This window comes from Janthinobacterium sp. SUN128, from assembly GCF_030587275.1.
Classification (GTDB): Bacteria; Pseudomonadota; Gammaproteobacteria; order Burkholderiales; family Burkholderiaceae_D; genus Janthinobacterium; species Janthinobacterium lividum.
The window spans coordinates 726,988-752,001 of sequence record NZ_JAPWHY010000001.1 but is presented as its reverse complement, the minus strand read 5'-3'; the positions used below and the strand labels follow the sequence as shown (position 1 = coordinate 752,001).

The window sequence follows — 25,014 nt, the reverse complement described above, 5'->3', positions numbered from 1 at the left end:
GTTATTCCACCTGGCGCGCCAGGCGGATGCCGGAAAATTGCCAGCGCGCGCCGGCCGGGAAGAAATTGCGGTAGCTGGCGCGCGCATGGCCGGCCGGCGTGGCGCACGACGAGCCGCGCAGCACATACTGGTTCAGCATGAACTTGCCGTTGTATTCGCCGAGCGCCCCGGGCGCCGTGCGGTAGCCCGGATACGGCGCGTAGCTGCTGCTGGTCCACTGCCAGCAATGGCCGAACATTTGCCGCAGCCCTGTTCCCGGTGCGCCGGCGGCCGGATGCAGCTGGCCAACTTGCAGCGCGACGCCTTGCGCCGCCACTTCCCATTCCGCTTCCGTCGGCAGGCGCGCGCCGGCCCAGTGCGCATAGGCGTCCGCCTCGAACAGGGACAGATGCGTGGCCGGCGCCTGCAGGTCGAGCCGATGCAAACCATATAGAGTGAATTCCTGCCATTGCCCCGCCTCGTCGCGCTGCCAGTACAACGGGCATTCCAGCTGCCCGCTGCGCACCCAGTCCCAGCCTTCGGCCAGCCACCAATGCGCCGTGCGGTAGCCGCCCGCCTCGATGAAGGCCAGGTACTCGCCATTCGTCACCAGCGCGCTGGCCAGTTCGAACGGCGCCACGTATTGCGGATGGCGCGGCAATTCATTGTCAAAGCAAAAACCGTCGCCCGCATGGCCGATCTGCGCCAGGCCGCCGTCGAAGGCGAGCCAGGCCGTGGGCTGCGCGGCTTGCTGCGCTGATGGCGCCGCGCTATCCATGCGATCCAGGTAGGCAGGAAACAGGGCGCTCTGCGCCAGCAGGTGCTTGACGTCCGTCAACAGCAATTCCTGGTGCTGCTGCTCGTGTTCGAGCCCCAGCGCCAGCAGCATGGTCAGCCGTTCGCGCTCCTCGCGCGCCAGTTCGCCCGCCAGCAGGCGGCCGATGCGCGCATCGACATCCATCCGGTAGGCGCGCACGACGTCCATGCCGGGGCGCGTCAGCAAGCCACGCTGGGCGCGCGGGTGCTTCTCGCCCACGCCGTTGTAATAGGAATTGAACAGCACGCGAAAGGCCGGGTGGAATGGCGCGAACGCCGCTTCCATGCTTTCCAGAATAAACGTTTCGAAAAACCAGGTGGTATGCGCGAGGTGCCATTTCACGGGACTGGCGTCCAGCATCGACTGGGCGCCGCAATCCTCGTCGGACAGGGGCTCGGCCAGCCGCAGAGAATGCTGGCGCACTTGATGGTAATGATCGATCAGCATCTGTTCCCTTCTTAGTCCCGGATGACCCGCGCATAAATCACGGCAAACCACTGTTGCGGATCCGTCCAGACTTGCACGGTGGAAAACCCGGCCTGTTCCAGCAAGCCGACAAAGGCCGCGCGCGTGTACTTATAGCTGTCTTCAGTATGGATACGCTCGCCTTTCGCGAAACGCCGCTGGCCGCCTTTCCAATGGACAAACTGCTCGCTGCGCGCTTCCAGGTGCATTTCGACGCGGTGCTCGTCGGCATTGAAAAAGCCGTGGTGCTGCCACGCGCGCACGTCGAAGTCGGCGCCGATCAGCCCGTTCACGTGGCGCAGCATGTTCAGGTTGAAGGCGGCCGTGACGCCCAGCGCATCGTCATAGGCGGCGTCGAGGATGGCGTCGTCCTTGATCAGGTCGACGCCGATCATCAGGCCGCCATCGCCGTCCGCATTCGCGCGCAGGCGGCGCAAAAAGGCGGTTGCTTGCTCGGGCGCAAAATTACCGATCGACGAGCCGGCATAGAAGAACAATCGCCGTGCCTCGCGCACGCTGTCGGGCAAATCCAGGCGGCTGGAAAAATCCAGGCCCAGGCCCGTCATCTCGATGTGCGGAAAGCGCTGCTGCAGCCGGCTCAGCGATTCGCTGAGGAAATCGTAGGAAATATCCACGGCCACGTACTGGGCCGGGTGCAGCAGGGGGAACAGGCTGGCGGCCTTGGCGCAATTGCCCGCGCCCAGGTCGATCAGGGTGCTGCCCGGCCCCACGACGTGGGCGATCTCGGCGCCATGGCGGGCGAAGATGGCCGCTTCCGTGCGCGTCGGGTAGTACTCGGGCAAGGCGCAGATGGCTTCGAACAGTTTGGAGCCAAGCGCGTCGTACAGGTACTTGGGCGACGTCCAGGCATCGCGCGCCAGCAGGCCGCTGCTGATCTCGGCTATCGTGGCAGGAGTGGCGCTGGCCGCGCTGGCGTGGCTGGCGGGACGGAAATCGGACTGCTGTTGCACAAGTGGCATGGTCATGGGCTGGCGTCGTCAATGTTAGGTTCACGAAGGGCTTGCACGGTCAGCCACCGGGCGCACCGCCCCTGCCGCAGCGGTTTGCGGGCGCCTCTGCCGATGACTTTTTCTCATCATAGCGGAATCCGCGCAAGCCAGCCGTGCGGCAGGTAACTTAAGGTCGATGCGCGCCGTCTGCCGCAGGAACCACACAAAAGTGGTATTACCAAGCAAAAAGCATAAGCCTGTCGTATACTACACATTGCCGGCCAAACAATCCGCGCCCCTTTGCAGTTCCCAGGCCCCCCTCTCCCCCGCGTGCCTCCCTTTACGATAGCCGTTAACACCATGCTCGAATTGCGCCATCTGTCGAAGTCCTATGCCAATGCCCGTCCCGTGCTGGCCAACATTTCCTGCCGCTTCAAGGCCGGGGAATTCATCGCCATCATGGGTGACTCGGGCGTGGGCAAGTCGACCTTGCTGAACCTGATCGCCGGCCTCGATACGCCCGACGCGGGTGCCGAAGCGCACCCTATCCTGGTGGACGGCATTGCCATGTCCAGCCTCGATGACGCCGCCGCCACCCGGCTGCGTCGCGCCCGCATGGGCTTTATTTTCCAGGCCTTCCACGTCTTGCCGCACCTGACCCTGCTGCAAAACGTGGCCCTGCCGCTGCTGCTCAACGGATTGCCCCAGGAGCGTGCCGCCAGCATGCTCGAGGCGGTCGGCCTGGGCGGGCGCGGCGGCGACTTTCCGCAGCAATTGTCCGGCGGCGAAATGCAGCGCGTGGCCATTGCCCGCGCACTCGTCCACAAGCCGGCACTGGTGCTGGCCGACGAGCCCACCGGCAACCTCGACCCGGACACGGCGCACAGCATCCTGCAATTGCTGCGCGCCGAAATCAAGGCCAACGGCAGTTGCGCGATCATGGTCACGCATTCGCTGGCCGCCGCCGAAATGGCGGACAGGACCATGATTCTGACGAAAAGCGGACTACAAAATACAACAATCGTCAACCAAACTGATCAAACAATCAGTTAATTTAACTGACCATCTGTCACAAGTTTTGTTATCGTAGTATTATTTAAACACTTGCCTGGTTATCAATGTTGTAACGCGAATGTTGTACTACGTCACCCAGACAGCCGTACTGCGATGACGAACTATAGCCGGGACCGCGTCAAAGTGGTCTCGTCCCTTGCATAACCTGAAGGAGGAGTAAATGAACGTTCGGCAAAAGAAGCTGGAAATGATTGAGGCGATGAACCGGGCGCGTGCGCTCGAACCATCGAGTTTTGTGCCCAACAAGCTGCTCGATACCCTGATCGAGAAGATGAACCTGAAAAATGATGCGGAACTGTGCCGTGTACTGGAAGTCCAGCCCCCCATCATCAGCAAGATTCGTCACGGCAAACTGTCGGTCGGTGCAACGATTTTATTGCGCATGCATGAAAAATCGGACATCACCATCCGCGAACTGAAGGAACTGTCCGCCACGCCAGTCCATTGATATAACCGCTGTTGTAATGCCATGCCAGGCACCCAGGTTCCCGGCGCCATGAACTTTTGCCATGAAATTCGCGCAGTTCGCTCACCGCACAACATCCGAGCACGATAGCGAAGAGACCCAGCCCAAACCATGCTGACCGTTTCTCTGCCCTCCCGCCCCAGTTCCACACCCTCCCCGCCTTCACTCTGCATTGCCCCGCCAGCCAGCATTTCCACTCACTCTTGATCTGACACAACACGCATAGTCCGCGCAGGCATCAAGGTCAGCTTTTAACCAGCGATCCCAACCGCATGTCCAGCGATCCTCTTGCGCCGCCCGTGCTGCGCCTGACGCTCACGCGCGATCCCCTCGCCAATGCCGGCGACTGCCCCGCCGCGCCCGGCTGGCATGGCCAGACCCATGTGCTATCCAGCGCGCGCGGCATCGGCAGCTGCCGCATCGCCCTCGATATCGGCCCGTCCGACGTGGTGCAACTGCTGCTGTGCGACGGCAGTTCGCTGCTGGCAGGCAGCCTGGACCTGCCACGCTACCTGGGACCGGCCACGGCGGCGCGCGACGGCGCGCCCGCCAGCATCGAAGTGGGGCTGGCCTTGCGTCCGCAGGCGGCGCGCCAGCCGCCCGGCGCCAGCCGCGACGGCCTAGGCGCCTGGATGCTGCGGGCCGTGCGCGTGTACCGCTGCGGCGGCGCCGCCATGACGGCGCTGGCGGCGGCGGGCGCCTTCCAGGACCGCCAGCTGGAACAGCGCCTGGGCCTGTACCGCTGCGGCATCGAGGCCGGCAACATGACGGCCGTCGCCAGCCTGCCCGCCGGACCGGAACCGGTGCTGCTGCTGTTGCACGGCACGGCCTCATCGACCCAGCGCAGCTTTGGCGGCCTGTGGCGCAACGGCCTGGCGCCGCAACTGGCGGCGCAGTACGGCAACCGCATCTATGGCTTTGAGCACCGCAGCCTCAGCGACAGCCCCATCCAGAATGCGCTGGCCCTCGTGCGCCAGTTGCCGCACGGCGCCGTGCTGCACCTGCTGGCCCATTCGCGCGGCGGCCTGGTGGGTGAATTGCTGGCGCGGGCGCAGCGCATCGACAGCCGCGGCGCCGTCGATCTGGCCGGCGACGGCCTGGAGCGGCTGAGCGAAAACACGGTGGGGGGCGAAGCGTTCAACAGCCACGATATCGACCACTTCACGGCGCAGGCACGGCTGGGCGGCCGCAGCGGCTACGACGAGGATGCGGCGCGCCTGCGCGAACTGAGCGTGGAACTGAAGAAACGCGCCATCCGCATCGCCCGCTTCGTGCGCGTGGCCTGCCCGGCGCGCGGCACCACCTTGATGTCGGGCCGGCTGGACCGCTGGGCCAGCGTGATGTTCAACCTGCTGCTGCAGGACGACGTTCCCGATGGCGCCGTGGCATTCCTGCTGGCCGTGGTGCAGCAGCGCTGCGACGCGCGCATCCTGCCTGGCCTGGAAGCGATGATGCCCGACTCGCCCCTGGTGGCGCTGCTCAACGCGCCCGACGTGCGCGTGGCCAGCCCGCTGCATGTGCTGGCCGGCGCCTGCAGCGGCGATGGCTTGCTGGGCTGGCTGGGCGACTGCCTGGGCGAACAGCTGTACGGCGGGCAGAACGACCTGGTGGTCAATTGCGCCTCGATGGCCGGCGGCGCCACACGCAGCACGCCGGTGCGGCAACTGCTGCTGCGCGGGCCGCAGACGCACCACCTGAACTACTTCGCGCGCGCGCCGTCCAGCCTGGCCACCGTGCAGGCGCTCACGGGCGACGAAACCGGCTACCAGCCGCTGGCCGGCATGGAACATGGCGCGCTGGGGCGCGGCGGCGAAGTGCCGAAACGGCGCGCGCACGCGCCCATCGTGCTGCTGCTGCCCGACATGCTGGGCAGCCACCTGCAAGTGGGCAGCAACCGCATCTGGTTCGACCCCGTCAACCTGGTCGAAGGGCGCATCGAACGCCTGGCTGTGGGCCAGCCGCACATCGTCAGCGCCGGCTGGATCGAATCCTGCTATGAACCGTTTGCCCGCTTCCTCGCGCAAAGCCAGGAAGTGCGGCCCTTTGCCTATGACTGGCGCCTCTCGCTGCAATATTCCGGCGGCGCCTTCCTGCCCGTGCTCGACGAGGCCATGGGCGACGCCGAACAGCGCGGCCAGCCGCTGCGCATCGTGGCCCACGGCATGGGCGGGCTGGTGGCGCGCCTGGCCCTGAAAGACCGCTGGCAGCGCTTTGGCGCCCTGCCCGGCAGCCGCCTGCTGCAGGTGGGCACGGCCAACCGTGGCACGCAGGCGATGGTGCAAGTGCTGCTGGGGCGCGACCGGCTGGTGCAGATGCTGGCGTGCTGGATAGGCTGGAAGCACACGCGGCGCCAGTTTCTCGGCTTCGTGCGCGCCTTTCCCGGCGTGCTGGAGATGCTGCCGTGGCCGCAGGCGGGGGGCGGCATCGACTATTTCGACGCCGCCGCCTGGGCGCGGCTGGCCGCCGGCGACGGGCAAGCGGGCCTGCCCGGCGGCTGGCAGGCGCCCGAGGCCCAGGCGCTGGCCGCGGCGCGCGCCACCGTGGCCCTGCTGCAAGCGGCCCCGCTCGACGCCCGCCATTGCAGCTACCTGGCCGGCTGCGCCGACACGCCGGTGGCGCTGCGCCTGCGCGACGGCGGCATCGAGACCGCCTGGTCGCCGGACGGCGATGGCCGCACGGCTTGGCAAGGCGCGGTGCCGGACGGCGTGGCGGCCTGCTACCTGCCGGTGGCGCATGGCGACCTGCTGCTGCAAAAGGACTACTACCCGGCCATCGCGCAGCTGCTCGACAGCGGCCAGGGGACCTCCCTGCCGCGGCACCCGCCGCATGCGCCTGGCGGCGTCCCGCCCCGCTTCCATCCGTATGTGCCCGACGCTACGCCGCTGTACCCGCAGCCGCAGGAATTGCTCGACGCGGCCATCGGCGCCGCCGGCCCCGCCAGCGCGCCGGAAAACCGCGCGCCGCAGCTGAGCCTATCCGTCATCCACGGCAGCATGGCCTCGGCCGACGCACCCGTCATGAGCGGTTGCTACGCGTCCGAATCGCTGCGCGGCAGCATGAGCTTCCTGGACCGCCTGCTGGCCGGCAAGCTGCAGGAAATCCACGCGCTGGGGCGCTTTCCGCAGCGCCCCGACTCCGCCCTGGTGGTGCTGCAGCCCGATGCGGCGCGCCGGCCCGGCGGCGCCATCGTCATCGGCCTGGGCGCGCTGGGGGAACTGACGCCGGGCGAACTGGCGCGCGCCTTTGCCGGCGGCCTGCTCGAATACGCGTGCGTCTGCCTGCAGGTGCGCGCCGCCGGCCATGTAGCCGCGCCGCCGATGGGCGAACACGGCTTGCGCGTGGCCAGCCTGCTGTCCGGTTCCGGCTATGGCGGCTTGAGCATCGCCCTGTGCGCCCGGGCCCTGCTCGATGGCGCGCGCAGCGCCAACCGGCGCCTGGAAGACGCGGGCATGGCTTGCCGCATCGGCCATATCGCCATCTACGAACAGTCGGAGGCGCGCGCCATCGCCGCCGCCATGGCCATCGAGCAGATCATGGCCGAGGCGCGCTACCAGGGCAGCTTCACCTTCGAACAGCGCATCCGCCACAGCCCGGGCGGCTACAGGCGCATCCTGCCCAGCCTGAGCGGCGACAATGGCTGGCGCCGCGTGCAGATCGTCGCCGCGGATCTCTCCGGCGCCCTGCGCTTCACCGTGCTGACGGACCGCGCCCACAACAGCGTCGACGAGGAGCCGAACCAGCGGCAAGCCGTCGATGGCCTGATCATGGACGCCACCGACAACACCACCGACCAGCCGGGCCTGTCGCGCGCCCTGTACGAACTGATGCTGCCCAATGGCCTGAAGGCGGCCATCCCCGAGATGCGCGGCCTGATCCTAGCAGTCGACCAGAGCGCCGCCATCTATCCGTGGGAGCTGATGCGCGACGAGGCGGGCAGCGAGGAAAGCCCGCTGTCGACGCGCATCGGCATGGTGCGCCAGCTGGCCAGCCTGCGCGAGCAGCCGTCCGCCGTCAGCCCGCCCAGCAACAGCGTGCTGGTGATCGGCGATACCGATTCCGGCCTGCCCGAGCTGCCCGCCGCGCAGGCCGAGGCGCAGGACGTGGCGCGCATGTTCGGCGCGTACGGCTACCAGGTGCGCGAGCTGCTGCGCCCGCAGGCCCAGCGCGTGCTGGTGCATCTGTTCGACGAGCGCTATTTCGCCATTCACCTGGCCGGCCACGGCGAAGTGGCCGGCCCCGGCATCGCCCATACGGGCCTGGTGCTGGGGCCGAAGACGCGGCTGACGGCGGCGCAGGTGGGCAAGCTCAAACGCGTGCCGCAATTCGTCTTCATCAATTGCTGCCACCTGGGCGACATGCGCCCCGACGCCATCGCGCCATGGTCGAAACTGGCCGCCAGCCTGGCCACGGCCTTCATTGAAATGGGTTCGCAGGCGGTGATCGCGGCCGGCTGGCGCATCGACGACCAGGCGGCCAGCATCTTCGCGCACAGCTTTTATCACGCCATGCTGAGCGGCGAATACTTCGGCGACGCCGTGCGCCTGGCGCGCGAAGCGGCGTACCTGCAGTTCCCGGCCTCGAACACCTGGGGCGCCTACCAGGCGTATGGCGACGACCGCTACCGCTTTCCGAACACCCAGAGCCGGCCCTGGCAAGCGCCCGACTACCACTACCACGGCCACCTGCTGGCCGACCTGGAAACCCTGCACGCGCGCCTGGCGGGCGCCGATCCTGCGCGCCGCGCGGCCATCGAGGAAAAGCTGGGCAGCATCGAGGAAGCCGTGCGCGCGCGCTTCTTCGGTTGCGCCGACATCCGCGAAAACATGGCCGCCACGCGGGCCGGCCTCGGTGGCCTGGAAAACACCCTGCGCGCCATCGAACACTACCGGGCGGCGCACAGCGCGGCCGACGGCAAGGTGGGCTTGCGCGCGCTGGCGCACTGGGCGGAACTGGAGATACGCCAGGGCGCCGCCCTGTGCGGCCTCGATGCGGGCGCCGGCATCGAAGTGCCTGCCGTGCCGGATATGCCACAGGGCCGGCAGTTGCTGCAGGACGGAAAACAGCATATCGACCTGCTGGTGGCGCTGGCGCCCACGGCGCAGCGCCTGGCGCTGCTGGGACGCTACTGGGCCTTGCAGGCGCGCCTGGCCTGCGGCGCAGGAAGCTCCGGCGCGCCGGCCCTGCGCGACATGACGGATGCCTGCCTGGCCGCGCTGGAAGAAGCGCGGCGGCGCAGCGGCGTGGCCGACTGCGACCTCATTTTCCAGGTGCTGGCGGGCGCCCTGCTCCTGAAAGCCCATGCCGACGACAGCGCGTGGCGCGCGCTCGATCCGCAGCTGGGCGACTTGCTGCACGACGCCATCGCCTATGCGGGCCAGCGCCACGCGGACGAACACCGCGCCATCGATGCCGGCGCCCCCGTGCGCGCCGCCCTGCTGGCGGCCCTGTGGCAGGTGCCGGACGGCCAGCCTTTCGACGCGCCCGCGCGCGCCGCCTTCCTGGCGCTATATCACGACGCCGTGCGGCGCCACGGCAGCATCGGCGAACCCGAAGCGATCACGGCGCCGCTGCGCTTCCTGCTCGAACTGCTGCCACCCGACAGCGCGGACACCGGCTTGCGCAGCGCCGTGCAGGCGCTGGCCGGCCAGCTGCAGTCCTCGCTTCCCGCCCTTAGCCAGGCACCACGCCATAATGGCGCGCATAGCGCTCGTCCAGATTCGCCAGCGGCATCATCATGAACATGTCGGCGCTTTCGAAATCAGGGTCCCAGGCCGGTTCGCCGCAAATCCAGGCGCCCGAACGCAGGTAGCCCTTGATCAGCGGCGGCACCTGCGGCTTGTGCGCCGCTTCCACCTGGTGGATGGGGAAAGGCAGGTGCGGCGTGACGCGGTACTCGCTTGGGGCCATGTGCTTTTCGGCCAGCGCCTGGTACACGGCGACGGCGTTATGGCCGCCATCGGCCAGGCTGATGCTGGCGCAGCCGACCAGGTAGTCGCAGCGCTCGCGGCGCATGTATTCGGCCAGACCGGACCACAGCAGCATGATCACGCTGCCGCCCCGGTATTTCGGGTGGATGCAGGCGCGGCCCGCTTCGACCATGCGTCCGCGCAGGTTCTTCAGGCGGCTCAGGTCGAACTCGTTTTCCGAATACAGCCGGCCGATCTTGGCCGCCTTGGCCGCGCTCAGCACGCGGTAGGTGCCCACCACTTTCAGGGTATCGGCGTCGCGCACGATCAGGTGGTCGCAGTGCGCGTCGAATTCATCGCTGTCGAGGCCATCGGCATTGGCCAGCGACGTCAATCCCATGGTTTCGATAAACACCTTGTAGCGCAAACGCTGGACTTCGCGCACTTCCGCCGCTGTCGTGGCCTGGCTCAGCACCAGTTGGACCGGCCGGGCCTTGGCTTCGTTTGATGCGATTATGTTCTGCATGGTTTCATCCCCCTGTGATCAAGACGACTCCAGCGTACTTGTCTAATATGTCAGGAAAATGACAGCCGAATGTCATTTCCATGACGCAAGTCAATGTCATTCGGGGATCGTGCATAATTACCACACTCGCCCAGCCGAAAGACATGATGAAAGACCAGGACCCACCACACATCACGCCCTACACCAAGCCGGCAGCCGGCTGGGATGCCTTGAAACACGTGGCCATCAGCCTGCGCCAGGAGCGGGTCGCGCCCGGCAATCTGAAAGCGCTGCTGGCGCAAAACCAGCCGGACGGTTTCGATTGCCCCGGCTGCGCCTGGCCCGACCGCGACCACGCTTCCACGTTTGCCTTTTGCGAAAACGGCGCCAAGGCCGTCGCCGCCGAAGCGACCAGCCGGCGTGCCGGCCCGGAACTGTTTGCCAGCCATACCGTCACGCAGCTGCTGCAACAGTCGGACTACGCGCTCGAGCAGCACGGACGCCTGACCGAACCGATGGTGTACGACGCCGCCAGCGACCGCTATGTGCCGATCGCCTGGGAAGACGCGTATGCCCTCGTGGGGCGCCACCTGCACGCCCTGCCCGATCCGGACCAGGCCGCGTTCTATACGTCGGGGCGCGCCAGCAACGAGGCGGCCTTCCTGTACCAGCTGATGGCGCGCCTGTACGGCACCAACAACTTCCCCGACTGCTCCAACATGTGCCACGAGGCCACCAGCCGCGGCTTGCCGGCCACGGTGGGCATCGGCAAGGGCACGGTGACCCTGGCCGATTTCGAACTGGCCGACACCATCCTCATCTTCGGCCAGAATCCCGCCACCAACCACCCGCGCATGCTGGGCGAACTGCGCGACTGCGCGCGCCGCGGCGGCAGCATCGTTTCCATCAATCCCCTGCGCGAACGGGGCTTGCAGCGCTTCATGGATCCGCAAAGCGCGCTGGAAATGGCGACCCTGGGCAGCACGCGCCTGGCCGGCCTGTTCGTCCAGCCGACCCTGGGCGGAGACTTCGCCCTGATCAAGGCCGTCGCCAAGCGCGTCGTCGAGCATGACGATGCGGCGCTGGCGGCAGGCAGGCCCGCCGTCGTCGATCACGCTTTCATCGCGGAACACTGCAGCGGCTTCGACGCCTTCCGCGCCGACCTGCGGGCCGAAAGCTGGGACTTGCTGCTGAAAGAATCGGGCGTGGCGCGCGCGCAGATCGAGGCATTGACAGACATCTTCGTCAAGGGCCAGCGCATCATCGCCACCTGGGGCATGGGACTGACGCAGCACAAGCACAGCGTGGCGGCCATCCGCATGCTGTCGAACCTGATGATGCTGCGCGGCCAGATCGGCAAGCCGGGCGCCGGACTGTGCCCCGTGCGCGGCCACTCGAACGTACAGGGCGACCGCACGGTGGGTATCGAGGAAAAGCCGACAAACGCCTTCCTCGACCGCCTGGGCCAGGTATATGGATTCGAGCCGCCGCGCGCGCATGGCCACGACGTGGTGGCCAGCATCGAAGCCATGCAGCGCGGCGAGGTAAAGGTGTTCATCGCGCTGGGCGGCAATTTCGCCGCCGCCACGCCGGACACGCCGCTCACTTTTGCCGCCCTGCGCCAGTGCGCGCTGACGGTGCAGGTGGCTACCAAGCTCAATCGCAGCCACCTGGTCATCGGCAAGGAAGCGCTGCTGCTGCCCACCCTGGGGCGCACGGAGATCGACCTGCAGCACGGCGTGGCGCAGGGCGTGACGGTGGAAGACTCGATGAGCATGGTGCATATCTCGTACGGCCGCAATGCGCCCGCTTCGCCGCAGCTGCGCTCGGAAGTGGCGATCGTGGCCGGCATGGCCGAAGCGACCGTGGGGAGCAGTCTGGTGGACTGGCGCGCGTATGCGGCAGACTATGCGCGCATCCGCGACGATATCGAGAAGGTATTCGACGACTTTTACGACTACAACGCCAGGGTGGCGCAGCCGGGCGGCTTTCACCTGACGGTGGCGTCGCGCGAGCGCGTGTGGAAGACGGCCAGCGGCAAGGCCAGCTTCCTCGTCGCCCCGCTGGACCTCGATACGCCACTGCACCGCGCGAAACAGCGCCATGGCGCGCGCCTGATGGTGTTGATGAGCACGCGCTCGCACGACCAGTACAACACCACCATCTACGGCATGGATGACCGCTACCGGGGCGTGTACGGCACGCGCAAGGTCGTCTTCGCCAACGCGGAAGATATCGCCATGCTGGGCTTTGCCGATGGCGACCTGGTGGACTTGATCGGCGCCTGGGACGATGGCGTGGCGCGCCGCGCCGATGGCTTCCGGCTCGTGGCCTACGACATCCCGCGCGGCTGCCTGGGCGCGTATTACCCGGAGACGAACGCGCTGGTGCCGCTGGCCAGCACGGCCGACGGCGCCGGCACGCCCACGTCGAAGTCCGTCCCCGTGCTGCTGCAGCGCAGTGCTGCCTAAATACTGATACCGGGCGTGTAGTCGACGTACGCATCCTGGCGGCAGAAACCCACCAGCTTCATGCCCGCCTGCGTGGCGATGGAAATGGCCAGCGAACTGGGCGCGGAGATCGTCGCCAGCAACGGTATCTGCATGCGCGCCGCCTTGCGCGCCAGCTCGTAGCTGCCGCGGCTGGACAGGAAGACGAAGCCGCGCCGCATGTCCGCCCCGCTCAGTGCCAAATGGCCGATCAGTTTATCCAGGCCATTGTGGCGGCCGACATCCTCGAATACGTGCGCGATATCGCCATCGGGCGTGCACCACGCGGCCGCGTGCACGCCGCCCGTTTCCCGCATCAGCGCCTGGTGTTCTCGCAAGCCGCTCGATGCGCGCGCCAGCGCGGCCGGCAGGTCGACGTGGATCAGCGCCGGCGGCAGCGCTGCGGGCCGCAAATCGAGCATGTCGATGCTGTCGATGCCGCACACGCCGCAGCCCGTGCGGCCCGTGAGTTGGCGGCGCCGGTCCTTCAGGCGCACGAAATCTTCCTGGGCGATGCTCAAAGCCACTTCGGCGGAATCAGGACGCAGGAACACTTCGCAGTCGAAGATGGCGCCAGCGGAAGCCACCACGCCCTCCGTCAGCGCGAAGCCGTAGGCAAATGCTTCCAGGTCGCGCGGGGTGGCCATCATGACGACATGGGAAATGCCATTGAAGACCAGCGCGACGGGAATTTCCTCGGCGACGTGGTCGATGGCTGGGGTAGAAATGCCCGCCTGGTGGCGGACAATGGCGCGCTCGACAAAGCCGGCGCGTTCGATCTCTGTATCTTCTGACATGGCAACCATGGGGGAACTAGCACAGGCCCCATGGTAAACCAGAACGGGCAGACAGGGGGCGGCCCCTGCCCGCGCCATCAATCCTTCTTCGGACGGCCCGTTTTCAGCTGCGGCAAGCCGGCCAGCACGTTTTGCAGGGTGGCCAGGTCGATCTGGCTGATCAGCGCCACGCCGATGCGCAGCAATTCGCTTTTCTTGATCTCGAAACCGGCCTTCAGGCAGGCTTTCTTCACCTGGCCCAGGACTTCGTATTCCGCTTCCGGCATGGTGAAGCTGTCGCGCACCAGTTTCGGCTTGCGGGCTTTTTCCTTGACGGCGGCGACCTTGGCGACCGGCGCTTTTTTCGCTGGCGCAGGCTTGGCGGCCGGCTTGGCTACCGGTTTAACGGCGGCTTTCGCGGCCGGCTTGGCGACGGTTTTCACCGCAGGTTTGGCCGCCGGCTTGGCGACAGCTTTCACGGCTGGCTTGGCTGCCGGTTTGACGGCGGCTTTGGCCGCAGGCTTGGCAACGGCGGCCTTCGCTGCCGGTTTGGCGGCTGGCGCCTTGGCCACGGCTGGCTTGACCGCCGCAGGCTTGGCTGCCGCCGGCTTGACGGCGGCTTTTGCCACTGGCTTGACGGCTGCTTTCGCAGCTGGTTTAGCAGCTGGTTTAGCGGCGGGCTTGGCGGCCGGTGCCGCCTTGGCCGCAGCCGCATTGATCGAGGCGCTGGTAGGGAACATCGATACGGGCGCGCTGTCGGCTTTTTTCGCTGGGACGGTTTTGGTCATGGATTTTCCAATCTAGTAATTAATATAAACAATATATACTGTTTTTTAAAATCTTGCTTGCTGCACATCAAGTCATGCGCACGGCATGACCTTCTAGGCACTGGCGCGGATGGTGAAATCGACCCCGACCTCATCCCAGAATTCCTGCTCCTTCTCGATCCAGAACGACACGGTGGGATGGTGCGCGACCCAGCCGCGCTTGATGTCGAGTTCGATGCGGTTCTTCATGCGCAGGCGCAGTTCGCTGAAATCGGCTTCGATGCGCGCATGCATGAGCAAGATCGACAGGCGCAGCGCCAGCACGGCCTTGGCGAAATCGGGGTCGGACAGCACTTCGCCGATCTTGCGCAAGTTGCCCTTCTGCGCCAGGATCAGCCGGCTCATGGTCTTCTGTTCGCGCGTGGTAAAGCCGGGCAAGTCGGCGTTTTCCACGATGTAGGATGCATGCTTGTGATAGCCCGTCTGCGATACGGCCAGGCCCACTTCGTGCAGCAGGCTGCTCCAGCGCAGGGATTTCACCAGGGCGTCGGACGTGGGCTTGAGCTGCGCATACATGGCCAGCGCCTGCTCGGCCACCCTGCCGGCGCGCTGCTGGTCGATATGGAATTTCTCCATGCAGCCCTGCACCGACTGTTCGCGGCGGTCGCGCTTGGTCGAGCGCAGGTACAAATCCCACATCACGCCCATGCGCAAGCCCGCCTCGATCGGCGTCATGCCGGGAATGGCCAGTTCGCGGAACAGGCCGATCAAGATGGCCAGGCCGCCGACGATGGTGCTGGCGCGGTCGGGGCGCAAGCCGGGCATGTCGATGCGGCTGGTGTGGCCGAGTTCAATGAAACGGCGCGCCAGCGCATCGAGGCTGGCGCTCGTTAGCAAGCCGTCACCCAGCTTGTTGCGGGCGATGATGTCGGCGATGGTGCGGATGGTGCCGGAAGAGCCGTAGGCCGTCTTCCAGTGCTGCGGACGGTACGGCGGCGCGGCATCCTCGAAATGGCTGCGCGCCGACAGGATGGCCGCCTCGAACGACGGCGCGTCGATGCGCCCGCCGATGAAGAACGACAGGCTTTGCTTGACCGTACCCAGGCTGAACGACTCGACCCGTTCGATATCGTTGCCGCGCCCCAGTATCAGTTCGGTCGAGCCGCCGCCAATATCCATCACCAGCCGGCGCTCGCCGGGAATGGCCAGCGCATTGGCCACGCCCATGTAGATCAAGCGCCCCTCTTCCTCGCCCGAGATGATCTCGATCGGATAGCCGATGGCTTGTTCGGCCAGCGGCAGGAAGACGGCGCCGTTGCGCGCCACGCGCATGGCCGACGTGGCCACCACGCGCACGGCATCGAGTTCGAAGCCGGCGAGGATGGCGCGAAAGCGCTGCAGGCAAGCCAGGGCGCCCTGCATGGCCGCTTCGGTCAGGTCGCCATTGGCGTCCAGGCCAGCGGCCAGGCGTATCGGGTCGCGCACGCTCTTGACCACGCGGATCGTGTCGCCATCATGCTTGCCGACGTGTAAACGAAAACTGTTGGACCCCAGGTCCACCGCTGCATACATACTGGCCTCTTGTCTTGTCATTACTGTGCCAACTGAAAAAGTTGGCAAAATCAGTTACTAAACTATATAAATCATTTAAACGATTTAAAAATCCTACCACACTACCCTCATCGTATGACAGCGGCGTGACAGGATTGTGACAAAACGGCAGCGGTGCGGCAGCTTACGGCACGATGGTGGTAAACAGGTAAACAGCGAAAATCACCAGGTGCACCGTGCCCTGCATGACCGTGGTGCGGCCCGTGCCCAGCGACAGGGTGGCCACCATCAGCGACAGCAGCAACAGCACCGTCGACTTGATATCGAGTCCCAGGGTAATCGTCAGGCCCGTGGCCAGCGACACCACCACCACGGCGGGAATCGTCAGGCCGATGCTGGCCAGCGCGGAACCGAGCGCCAGGTTCAAGCTCGTTTGCAGGCGATTCGCGCGCGCGGCGCGCACGGCGGCCAGGCCTTCGGGCAGCAGCACGATGGCGGCGATGACGATGCCGACCAGGGTTTTCGGCGCGCCCATGGCGGCGATCGCCGTCTCCAGCGCGGGCGCCAGCGACTTGGCCAGCAGCACCACGGCGCCCAGGCACACCAGCAGCGCGCCGGCGCTGACCCAGGCGACGGTGGCCGTGGGCGGCGCCGCATGCACCTCTTCATCGCCAACGGCTTCCTTGGGCAGGAAGTAATCGCGGTGTCGCACCGTCTGCACCAGCACGAAGGTGCCGTACAGGACCAGGGAAATGACGGCGATGAAGATCAACTGGCTGGAATTGTAGAAGGGACCGGCGGCGCTCGAGGTGTAGTTCGGCAGCACCAGGGTCAAAACGGCAATCGCCGCCAGAGTGGCCAGCGAGGCGCTCACGCCCAGCAGGCCGAAGGTCTGCTCCTTGTGGCGCCCGGCGCCCAGCAGCAGGCAGATGCCGACGATGCCGTTCAGGATGATCATGATGGCGGCAAACACGGTGTCGCGCGCCAGCCCTGTCGTTTCCGGTCCGCCGGCCAGCATCAGCGAGACGATCAGCGCCACCTCGATCAGGGTCACGGCCAGCGCCAGCACCAGCGTGCCGTACGGTTCGCCGATGCGGTGCGCCACCACTTCCGCGTGGTACACGGCGGCCAGCACGCTGCCGATCAGGCCAGCCACCAGCAGTATCTGGTAGGCGCCGCCGACATTGAAGGTGGAACCGAACAGGAACAGCCAGCCGGCAACGGGGGCGGCAAGCGGCCATACAGGCAGGGATTTGAGCATTTTCATTATGGGCCTGGCAAGAGTAAGAAAGAGGAACTGCGGTGCGGACGGCACAGGGCAGCCTGGCGTGCGCTCGATAGCATAACTTGCTTAGCTTAAATGAAAGTTAGGGAATGCACACGTTCGGGTAGCGGCGCCCCGCGCCTTGCTCATCGTTCGAGCGCCTTGCTGTGATGCACCTGCTTGCTACCAGTAACTATAGTCCCTTTGGTAACATGCCGTTGCAATTTTCTTGTGTTTTTGCTTCCGGCTGGCGTCATAATGCAGGGCCCGCCCTCGCGGCACCGACCAAGGACAGACCATGATTTCCGTACACAGCGCCGCCATGCGTGCATTCATCCTCGCCGGCAGTTTGCTGAGCGCCGCCGCACACGCGGACACACCGCCAGCGCAGGTCGACGCGAACTGGGCCACCGCGCCCGTGCCTGCCGCAGAGCCAAGGTGGCAAGACAGCCTGCCGCCCGCGCCCCCCGTGGAACCACGCGAAGAAAAGATCCTGCCCAAGAGCGAATGGCTGACCGTCGAGCCGATGAAGGCGCCTGACCATCGCTGCGATCCCGGCCTCGATGCCCTGTTCCTGCCCAAGGAATGCGGCAAGGAACCCAGCTGGCTGGGCTCGCGCAAGAAGTAGGCGGGCTTGGGCTGAATTAAATGTCCAGGGTGCTGGCACCCTGCGCTTCCACTACCCTGTTGCGGCCCGCCTGCTTGGCCGCCTGCAGCGCTTCATCGGCGCGCTTGAACAGGCTGACGGTGCTGTCCTCGGCGCGGATGGTCGTCACGCCCAGGCTGGCCGTCAGCTGCAGCACGGCGCGCTCCGTCTTGACGGGCAGCACTTCGACGGCGGCGCGAATGCGCTCGGCCACCATCAGCGCATCGGCCAGGGTCGTGCGCGGCAGCTGGATGGCGAATTCGGCGCCGCCCAGGCGGCCCATCAGGTCGCTGTCGCGCAACTGCTGGCGGCACGTGTCGACGATGGTTTTCAGCACCGCATCGCCCACCGGATGGCCATAGCTGTCGTTGACTCTTTTAAAGTGGTCGATATTGAGCACCACCAGCGCCGTCGGCAAGCCAGGCCGGCGCGCCAGTGCCATCCATGGCGCCAGCGCCTGGTAAAAGCCGCGCCGGTTCGGCACGCCCGTGGCCGCATCGAGCACTTCCAGGCGCGCCAGCTCGCCGCCCAGTTTTTCACGCGACAGCAGCAGATAGCCGAAAGCATTCGTCAGCATCATCAGGTACAGGGCGCCAAAACCAGCCAGCTGCAGCAGCTCCGCGTCAAAATCGGGGACGGCGGCGGCCAGCACTCCGCGCGCGGCGATCAACAGCGACAGCAAGCCCATGCTGACGACGAGGAAACGGCGCAGCATGCTCGCCTCGCGCCACTTGAGGCACAGGGCGGCCACGCCGGCGAGGAAGAAACCGGCCACGATCAGCGAACCGCCGGCGCTGCGCAGCAGCGGCGCCACGTCGAACAGATAACAGGCGGCAAACAGGGTCACCGACAACCCCAGCGCCGGCAAGACATAACGGCGCCAGCCGCTGCGCCCGGCCGCCTGCCACAGCGCGCCCGCATCGAGCGCCATGCCGGCAAACAGCAGGCTGTTACCCAGCAAGATGGAGAGGAAATCGGGCAGCACGCCGCGGAAGTACAGCAGGCACCAGGCCACGGCCTGGCATTGCTTGGCCACCGCCCAGGTGGACATGCTGAGCGACTTCTTGCGCTCGTACTCGAAGAAGAACAGGGCCGCGCACAGGCTCAGGTTGCCGAGCGCCAGGGCCAGTACCAGGGTCTTGATATCCATGGGCTACGCTATCGATGCGCAGGCGCGGCGCGCCAGGTCAGATTTCGTGCTCGACATTGGTGCTGCCGTCGCCGACCTTGCTGGCCCACGCCTGCACGAAATACTGCTTTTCCACGTCGCTGGGTGCCTCGTGCCAGAACACGATGAGGGTGCCCTTGTGATCGTGGATCTGCGCCACTTTTTCAATGAAGCCGACATTGTCGGCCTGGTCGGCCAGCGCCGCCGCGTAGCCATACACGCGCGTCAGCCGCTCGATGCGGTCAGGCTCCGTAAAACTGTTCGTCGCCGTAATAATGGGGTGATCCAAAAACATGCTTGTCTCCATGGTGCCCGACTGCGCGGCCGTGCCGCCGCGCGCCGTATACATCTACATATACGCATGCTCGGCGCGGATTAATCGGGTATGCTCACGGGAGCTTATCAGATTTCTCTGAATGCAACAAAGCATCTCCCCCAGTCCACTCAGCGAAGTCGTCCCATGCCGGAAAACAGAAGCACCACCCCACTTGCCCCGCAGGTGCATACCTGTGGCGACCGGCGCCGCCTGGAATTCCAGCCCGGCATGATCCAGAGCGAAATGCTGCTGTCGCGCCCCGACCATCTGCTGCTGCGCTATGCGCGCGCCATGATGTGCTTTACCCTGTTCGTGCCGCGCCCGCGGCATATCCTGATGGTGGGACTGGGCGGCGGCTCGCTGCTGAAATTCTGCCACCGCCACCTGCCCGACACCCGCATCACCGTGCTGGAATTGCGCGCCGACGTGATCGCCCTGCGCGAGCAGTTCATGCTGCCGCCCGACGACGCGCGCCTGCGCATCATCGAGACGGATGCCGTCAGCTATATCCGCCAGCATCCGGGCTGCGCCGACGTGCTGCTGCTCGACGGCTATGACGAAACGGGCTTGCCGCCGGCACTGGGCAGCGCGCGCTTCTATGCGGACTGCCTGCGCGCGCTGCTGCCCGGCGGCGTGCTGGTGGCCAATCTGTTCAGTTATGACGAGCACTACCCTGCCATGCTGGCGCGCCTGATGCTCACCTTCCGCGGTGCCGTGTGCCACTTCGACGGCATCGCGGGCAATAACCGCATCATCTTCGCCGCCAAGCCGGAGCAAGGCCAAGGCGCCGGCGGCCGCGCCGTGCGCGTGGTGCGCCTGGTGCGCTGGCGGCGGATGGCCGGCCTGGCTTTCCTGAACCGCTGGCTGCCGGCCTGGCAGTTGTGGCGTGTGCGCCGCCAGTCAGGCGCGGGCAGCGACTGAAAGTCATCCTTCCCGGCCATAGATATTGTTGCTTATTAGCAGTGATTTGGTGCAAAATCAGCATGATGGATGTGGTTTATGACAAACTACGGCCTGCGTGGGGCCGGCAGGCGCCGCCGAACCCATGTATCCATGAAGTGAGATAGGAAAAACCATGCTGCGTGGCCGCCTGCCATTGTCGATTTCTGCCGCGGCCGCGCTGACCTTTGCCTGCGGCGTCAGCGTGACGGCCGTGCTGTTCGCCGCCATCAGCCAGCTTGAATACGACAAGATGAGCCTGAGCCTGCAGCAGCGCGCCAGCGCCAGGGTGGCCGCCATCGAGCAGGGACTCGACGATGCCGTCGAGGTGCTGACCACGACGAACCAGCTGTTTTCCGCCGTCGTGCCCGTCACACGGGAACAGTTCCACGACTTCACCACGCCGCTGCTGCAGCGCCACCCGTTCATCCAGGCCTTCAATTTCCACCGCATCGTGCCGCATGCCCAGCGCGCGGCATTCGAGGCCGAGCTGCGGCGCATCGTGCCCGACTACGCCATGACGGAAATGCGCGATGGCGTCGTCGTGCCCGCCACGACGCGCGCCAGCTACCTGGTGGTGGACTACCTCGAACCGTTGCAGGGCAACCGCCCCGCCTTCGGCCTGAACGTCAGCCCGAACGGCGTGCTGGCGCGCGCGCTGGAACAGGCGATCGTCAGCGGCCAGACCACCGCCACCGGCCTGCTGGCCCTGGCGCAGGGCCCCCAGCAGGGCTTCGTCATCGTGCGCCCCGTGTACCGCCACGGCGTGCCCCTGCAGACGGTACAGCAGCGGCGCGCGGCATTGATCGGCGATACGGCGGTCATCGTGCGCGCCGGGGAACTGGTGCAGAAAATCCTCGCCGGCGCAGACCTGCTGGGCGACTCGCAGCTTGAACTGAGCGTCTACGCCGATGCCGGCGCCGACCCGCGCCAATTGATCTTCCGGCATGGCCAGGCGCCGGCCGACGAACCGGGCGGCGCGTGGGAATCGCTGCCCCGCTGGCTGCACTTTGCCTACCACAGCCATTATGACCGGGCCTTCGCTTCCGCCGGCCGGCCCTGGCACGTGCGCGTGGTGGCCCATCCCCGCCCCTTCCTGGCCGACCATCTGGGCTCCCTGTTTACCCTGATCACGGGTTTGCTGTTCAGCGTATTGACGGCCGCCTTCGTGCAGTCGCTGACGCAGCGTTCACGCCGCGTGCAACTGCTGGTGGAGCAGCGCACGGCCGACCTCAAACGCAGCAATGAGCTGCTCAGCGCCGACGTGCGGGCGCGCCAGCGCACGGAGCGCGCCTTGCAGGAGAGCGAAAAGCGCTTCCGCCGCCTGCTGGCCCTGTCCTCGGACTGGTACTGGGAACAGGATGCCAACTTCTGCTTTACCCACATCACCAGCGGTTTCACGGACAAGTCGAACATGCCGCTGGAACGTTTCATCGGCCTGACCCGCTGGGACAACAATGCAGAGATGCGCAATTCGCGCTGGGGCAAGCAGCATATCGCCAACCTGGAAGCGCACCTGCCCTTTTCCAACCTCGAATATGCGATGCAGGACCGCGATGGCCAGCTGCGCTGGTTCAGCATCAATGGCGAACCGCTGTTCAACGAGCTGGGCGAATTTCGCGGCTACCGGGGCACGGGTTCGGAAATCACGGAACGCAAGCTGGCCGAGCAGCAAATCCAGCACATCGCCCACCACGACGTGCTGACAGGCTTGCCCAACCGCGCCCTGCTGCGCGACCGCCTGGCGCAGGCGATGGCCCTGTCGCGCCGCAAGAACCGCGCATTGTGGGTGCTGTTAATTGACCTCGACCGGTTCAAGTTCGTCAACGACAGCCTGGGCCACAAGGCTGGCGACCTGCTGCTGAAAACCATCGCCACGCGATTGCAGGCCAGCCTGCGCGAAAGCGATACGGTGGCGCGCCTGTCGGGCGACGAATTCGTCGCCATCCTGTGCGAACAGGCGGACGAAGTGCTCAGCGGCGCCATCGTGCAGCGCGTGATGGATGCCGTGGCGCAGCCGGTACTGCTGGATGGCAAGGAATTCTTCGTCACCTGCAGCATCGGCGTGGCCGTCTATGACATGTCGCGCTACGACGCCCCCGGCGACGTGACCCTGAATGGCGAGACGCAGAACCTGATCGAGCAGGCCGACATCGCCATGTATTGCGCCAAGAAACAGGGCCGCAACAACATCAAGTTCTACACGACAGCCATGAACCAGGCCACCCTAGAGCGCCTGCGCATCGAGACGGCGCTGCGCAACGCCCTGGAACGCGAGCAGTTCGTGCTGCATTACCAGCCGCAGGTGGACCTGGCCAGCGGCCGCATCGTCGGCGTGGAAGCGCTACTGCGCTGGCAGCACCCCGACCTGGGCATGGTGGCGCCGCAGCGCTTCATCGCGCTGGCGGAAGACACGGGCCTGATCGTGCCGATCGGCGCCTGGGTCATGCGCGAAGCGTGCGCGCAGGTAAAACGCTGGCATGCGGCGGGACTGGACACCTTGCGCCTGGCCGTGAATCTGTCGGCGCGCCAGTTCAACGAGCCGAACCTGGTGGCGTCGATCGCCGACGTGCTGCTGGAAACGGGCTTGCCGCCCGCCTGCCTGGAGCTGGAACTGACGGAAAGCCTGTTCATGCACGACGTGGCGCTGGCCGTCAGCCAGCTGCACGACATGAAGGCGCTGGGGGTGAAGCTGTCGATTGACGACTTCGGCACCGGCTATTCCAGCTTCGCCTACCTGCGCACCTTCCCCATCGACGTGCTGAAGATCGACCGCAGCTTCGTCGGCGACGTGGCGCGCGACGCGGACGACGCGGCCATCGTCGTTTCCATCATCGCCCTGGCGCACAATTTAAAACTGCGCGTGGTGGCCGAGGGAGTGGAAACGGCCGAGCAGCTCGATTACCTGCGCCGCCATGGCTGCGACGAGGCGCAAGGTTTTTACTTCAGCCGGCCGCTGCCCGCGCACGAAGTGGAAGCGCTGCTGCGGGCGGAAGAAACGCACGTCATGCTGTAGCCGGCGGCGGCACCCTGGCACCTAATTGCAGTTCCTGCCAATCAGGCTCAATGCCCGCTTGCTCGAGAAACGACGCCACGTCGAGCGCACGGGCCGGATCGATGTCCTGTTGCGGATGCATCCACAGCAAGTCGCACTCCGTGCAAACGATCACCGCCTGCCCCGTCTTCTTGACCGTTGCGTGTAGCAGGTCGCCATATTCGCCGCAGGTGGGGCACTCCATGCTCTTCGCCTTCATGCCCGGGCTTACAGCTTCTGTTGCAGGAACTCGAGGAAGCAGCTGATGCGCTGCGCCAGTTGCGTATTGCGGTAATACACGGCGTGGATCTGCTGGCGGTAGCCCGTATAGAACGGCTGCAGCACCTGCACCAGGCGGCCGGCCGCGATGTCGTCCTTCGTCATGAAGTCGGACAGGCAGACGATGCCCTGGTCATGCAGCGCCAGCTGGCGCAGGGTTTCGCCGCTGGACGCGGCCAGTGCGGGCACGATCTGCAGGCTGTTGCCCGCTTCGTGGCGCAGCGGCCAGCTATTGCCCAGTTCATATTGCGCAAAGCCCAACAGCGCATGGCCGGACAGCGCTTCCGGCGTGGCCGGGGTGCCGTGGCGCGCCAGGTAGGCGGGCGTGGCCAGCACGTGCAGCGGACTGGCACTGAGGGGGCGCGCATGCAGGGTCGAATCGACCAGGGCGCCGATGCGGATGGCGATATCGGTGCGGTGCTCGAGCAGGTCGGCGATCTGGTCGTTGCTGGTCAGTTCCAGGCGGATGTCCGGGTACATGGCGCGAAATTCCGCCACGTGGGGCACCACGCAATGGAGCATGAAGGGCGAGGCGGCATCGACGGACAGGCGCCCGGCCGGCTTCTGGCGGCGGATGCGGATCGACTCTTCCACGTCTTCCATCGACGCGAGGATGGCGTGCGCCTTGTCCAGGAACAGCTGCCCCTCTTCCGTCAGCTCCATGCGCCGCGTGGTGCGCGTCAGCAGCGAGGTGGCCAGCTTGTCTTCCAGGCGCGACAGGGCGCGGCTGACGCCCGAGGTGGTTTGTCCCAGGTGCACGGCGGCCGCGCTCAGGGTGCCGCTGTCGATCACGGTGACGAAGATTTTCAGGTCGTCCGAATTGATATCCATTGTTGCCTTATTATTGCCGCATTGTTGCGCTATTTTCACATATCGCGCCATTATAATGGAATCATGGCAACAGTGAGGACCAGCGACAACGTCAGGCAACGTAGAACAAAATGGCGATAAAATGGCAGATACTGCCGGCCAGCACGAACAGGTGCCAGATGCCGTGGCCATGGCGCAGCTTGTGGTCGGTGGCATAGAAAACGATGCCGCCCGTATAACACAGGCCCCCCGCCACCAGCCACAGGAAGCCGTTCCACTCGAGCGCCGCCAGCAGCGGCTTGATGCCGATGACGATCAGCCAGCCCATGGCCACGTAAATCACCAGCGACAGGATGCGCGCGCCTTTCGCGTACACATATTCCTGCACGATGCCAAGCAGGGCCAGGCCCCACACGACGCCGAACAGCGACCAGCCCCAGGGCCCGCGCAGGGTCACCAGCATGAATGGCGTGTAGGTCCCCGCGATGAGCAGGTAGATGGCGCAGTGGTCGAGCCGCTGCAGCACGGCCTTGGCCTTGCCGCGCACGCTGTGGTACAGGGTGGAAGTGAGGTAGAGCGTGAGCAGCATGGCAGCATACACGCTGCAGCTGACGATTTTCCAGGCATCGCCCGTGCGGGCCGCCACGACGATCAGGATGACGCCGCCGATGGCCGCCAGCGCGGCGCCCACCGTATGGGAAATGCTGTTGAAGCGTTCACCGTAATACATGCATCACCGCCTGCCGCGTTAAAGACAGGCTCATCGTACACGCTTGGGGACCAGGTGACGCAACTTCACCCCAATAGAAAGGC

Annotated in this window: 19 protein-coding genes; 7 read left to right on the top strand and 12 right to left on the bottom strand. The window is 65.9% G+C overall.

Annotation, left to right across the window (positions count from 1 at the left end):
• Position 1: 1 nt before the first annotated feature.
• Both egtB and egtD read right to left on the bottom strand, forming a co-directional pair.
• Positions 2-1,243 carry an ergothioneine biosynthesis protein EgtB gene (egtB, locus tag O3297_RS03580; protein ID WP_305047775.1) on the bottom strand — a complete coding sequence of 414 codons (1,242 nt, stop codon included), beginning with the start codon at positions 1,241-1,243 and terminating at the stop codon, positions 2-4.
• Between the two features lie 11 nt (positions 1,244-1,254).
• Entirely contained in the window at positions 1,255-2,247 is a 993-nt protein-coding gene (gene egtD / locus O3297_RS03575) for an L-histidine N(alpha)-methyltransferase (RefSeq protein ID WP_305047774.1), read from the bottom strand.
• 324 nt (positions 2,248-2,571) lie between these two features.
• Here egtD and O3297_RS03570 point away from each other — a divergent pair, with 324 nt between their 5' ends.
• The 3 genes from O3297_RS03570 to O3297_RS03560 all read left to right on the top strand — a co-directional run bounded on the left by O3297_RS03570 (position 2,572) and on the right by O3297_RS03560 (position 9,489).
• Positions 2,572-3,264, top strand: coding sequence for an ABC transporter ATP-binding protein (locus tag O3297_RS03570; protein WP_034786044.1), 693 nt, complete (start codon positions 2,572-2,574; stop codon positions 3,262-3,264).
• 181 nt (positions 3,265-3,445) lie between these two features.
• Positions 3,446-3,733 carry a hypothetical protein gene (locus O3297_RS03565; protein ID WP_034786045.1) on the top strand — a complete coding sequence of 96 codons (288 nt, stop codon included), beginning with the start codon at positions 3,446-3,448 and terminating at the stop codon, positions 3,731-3,733.
• A gap of 290 nt (positions 3,734-4,023) precedes the next feature.
• Positions 4,024-9,489, top strand: coding sequence for a CHAT domain-containing protein (locus tag O3297_RS03560; protein ID WP_305047773.1), 5,466 nt, complete (start codon positions 4,024-4,026; stop codon positions 9,487-9,489).
• Here O3297_RS03560 and O3297_RS03555 read toward each other — a convergent pair.
• Entirely contained in the window at positions 9,422-10,183 is a 762-nt protein-coding gene (locus O3297_RS03555) for a GNAT family N-acetyltransferase (protein ID WP_034786047.1), read from the bottom strand. The genes O3297_RS03560 and O3297_RS03555 overlap by 68 nt on opposite strands.
• 143 nt (positions 10,184-10,326) lie before the next feature.
• Here O3297_RS03555 and O3297_RS03550 point away from each other — a divergent pair, with 143 nt between their 5' ends.
• Positions 10,327-12,633: an FdhF/YdeP family oxidoreductase gene (locus O3297_RS03550; protein ID WP_305047772.1), complete on the top strand. Its 2,307-nt coding sequence runs from the start codon at positions 10,327-10,329 to the stop codon at positions 12,631-12,633.
• On the opposite strand, the gene fdhD is transcribed toward O3297_RS03550, so the two are convergent.
• The 4 genes from fdhD to O3297_RS03530 all read right to left on the bottom strand — a co-directional run bounded on the left by fdhD (position 12,630) and on the right by O3297_RS03530 (position 17,012).
• Complete coding sequence (gene fdhD, locus O3297_RS03545) at positions 12,630-13,457, bottom strand: formate dehydrogenase accessory sulfurtransferase FdhD (RefSeq protein WP_081345828.1); 828 nt, start codon at positions 13,455-13,457, stop codon at positions 12,630-12,632. The genes O3297_RS03550 and fdhD overlap by 4 nt on opposite strands.
• A gap of 68 nt (positions 13,458-13,525) precedes the next feature.
• Positions 13,526-14,215, bottom strand: a complete 690-nt coding sequence (locus tag O3297_RS03540) for a hypothetical protein (RefSeq protein WP_305047771.1) — start codon at positions 14,213-14,215, stop codon at positions 13,526-13,528.
• Positions 14,216-14,308: 93 nt separating this feature from the next.
• Positions 14,309-15,766 (bottom strand): Ppx/GppA phosphatase family protein, encoded by a 1,458-nt coding sequence (locus tag O3297_RS03535; RefSeq protein ID WP_305049596.1) that lies wholly within the window; start codon positions 15,764-15,766, stop codon positions 14,309-14,311.
• Positions 15,767-15,929: 163 nt separating this feature from the next.
• Positions 15,930-17,012 carry a calcium:proton antiporter gene (locus O3297_RS03530; RefSeq protein WP_070259032.1) on the bottom strand — a complete coding sequence of 361 codons (1,083 nt, stop codon included), beginning with the start codon at positions 17,010-17,012 and terminating at the stop codon, positions 15,930-15,932.
• 295 nt (positions 17,013-17,307) lie between these two features.
• On the opposite strand from O3297_RS03530, the gene O3297_RS03525 reads away from it, so the two are divergent.
• A complete protein-coding gene (locus O3297_RS03525; RefSeq protein ID WP_034782839.1) occupies positions 17,308-17,637 on the top strand; it encodes a hypothetical protein in 330 nt (109 codons plus the stop codon).
• A 16-nt stretch (positions 17,638-17,653) separates the two neighbouring features.
• On the opposite strand, the gene O3297_RS03520 is transcribed toward O3297_RS03525, so the two are convergent.
• Both O3297_RS03520 and O3297_RS03515 read right to left on the bottom strand, forming a co-directional pair.
• Positions 17,654-18,805, bottom strand: a complete 1,152-nt coding sequence (locus tag O3297_RS03520) for a diguanylate cyclase (protein WP_034782841.1) — start codon at positions 18,803-18,805, stop codon at positions 17,654-17,656.
• 37 nt (positions 18,806-18,842) lie between these two features.
• A complete protein-coding gene (locus tag O3297_RS03515; RefSeq protein WP_034782903.1) occupies positions 18,843-19,118 on the bottom strand; it encodes a hypothetical protein in 276 nt (91 codons plus the stop codon).
• Between the two features lie 165 nt (positions 19,119-19,283).
• Here O3297_RS03515 and O3297_RS03510 point away from each other — a divergent pair, with 165 nt between their 5' ends.
• Complete coding sequence (locus O3297_RS03510) at positions 19,284-20,060, top strand: transferase spermidine synthase (protein WP_034782842.1); 777 nt, start codon at positions 19,284-19,286, stop codon at positions 20,058-20,060.
• A 154-nt stretch (positions 20,061-20,214) separates the two neighbouring features.
• Positions 20,215-23,094, top strand: a complete 2,880-nt coding sequence (locus O3297_RS03505) for an EAL domain-containing protein (RefSeq protein ID WP_099393222.1) — start codon at positions 20,215-20,217, stop codon at positions 23,092-23,094.
• Here the strand turns inward: O3297_RS03505 and O3297_RS03500 are convergent.
• From O3297_RS03500 to O3297_RS03490, 3 genes are all read right to left on the bottom strand, one after another.
• Positions 23,084-23,317 (bottom strand): hypothetical protein, encoded by a 234-nt coding sequence (locus tag O3297_RS03500; RefSeq protein WP_211547432.1) that lies wholly within the window; start codon positions 23,315-23,317, stop codon positions 23,084-23,086. The two genes, O3297_RS03505 and O3297_RS03500, sit on opposite strands and share 11 nt — an antisense overlap.
• 23 nt (positions 23,318-23,340) lie before the next feature.
• Positions 23,341-24,222 (bottom strand): LysR family transcriptional regulator, encoded by an 882-nt coding sequence (locus O3297_RS03495; protein WP_305047770.1) that lies wholly within the window; start codon positions 24,220-24,222, stop codon positions 23,341-23,343.
• 91 nt (positions 24,223-24,313) lie between these two features.
• Positions 24,314-24,931 (bottom strand): hemolysin III family protein, encoded by a 618-nt coding sequence (locus tag O3297_RS03490; protein ID WP_305047769.1) that lies wholly within the window; start codon positions 24,929-24,931, stop codon positions 24,314-24,316.
• Between the last annotated feature and the right edge of the window lie 83 nt (positions 24,932-25,014).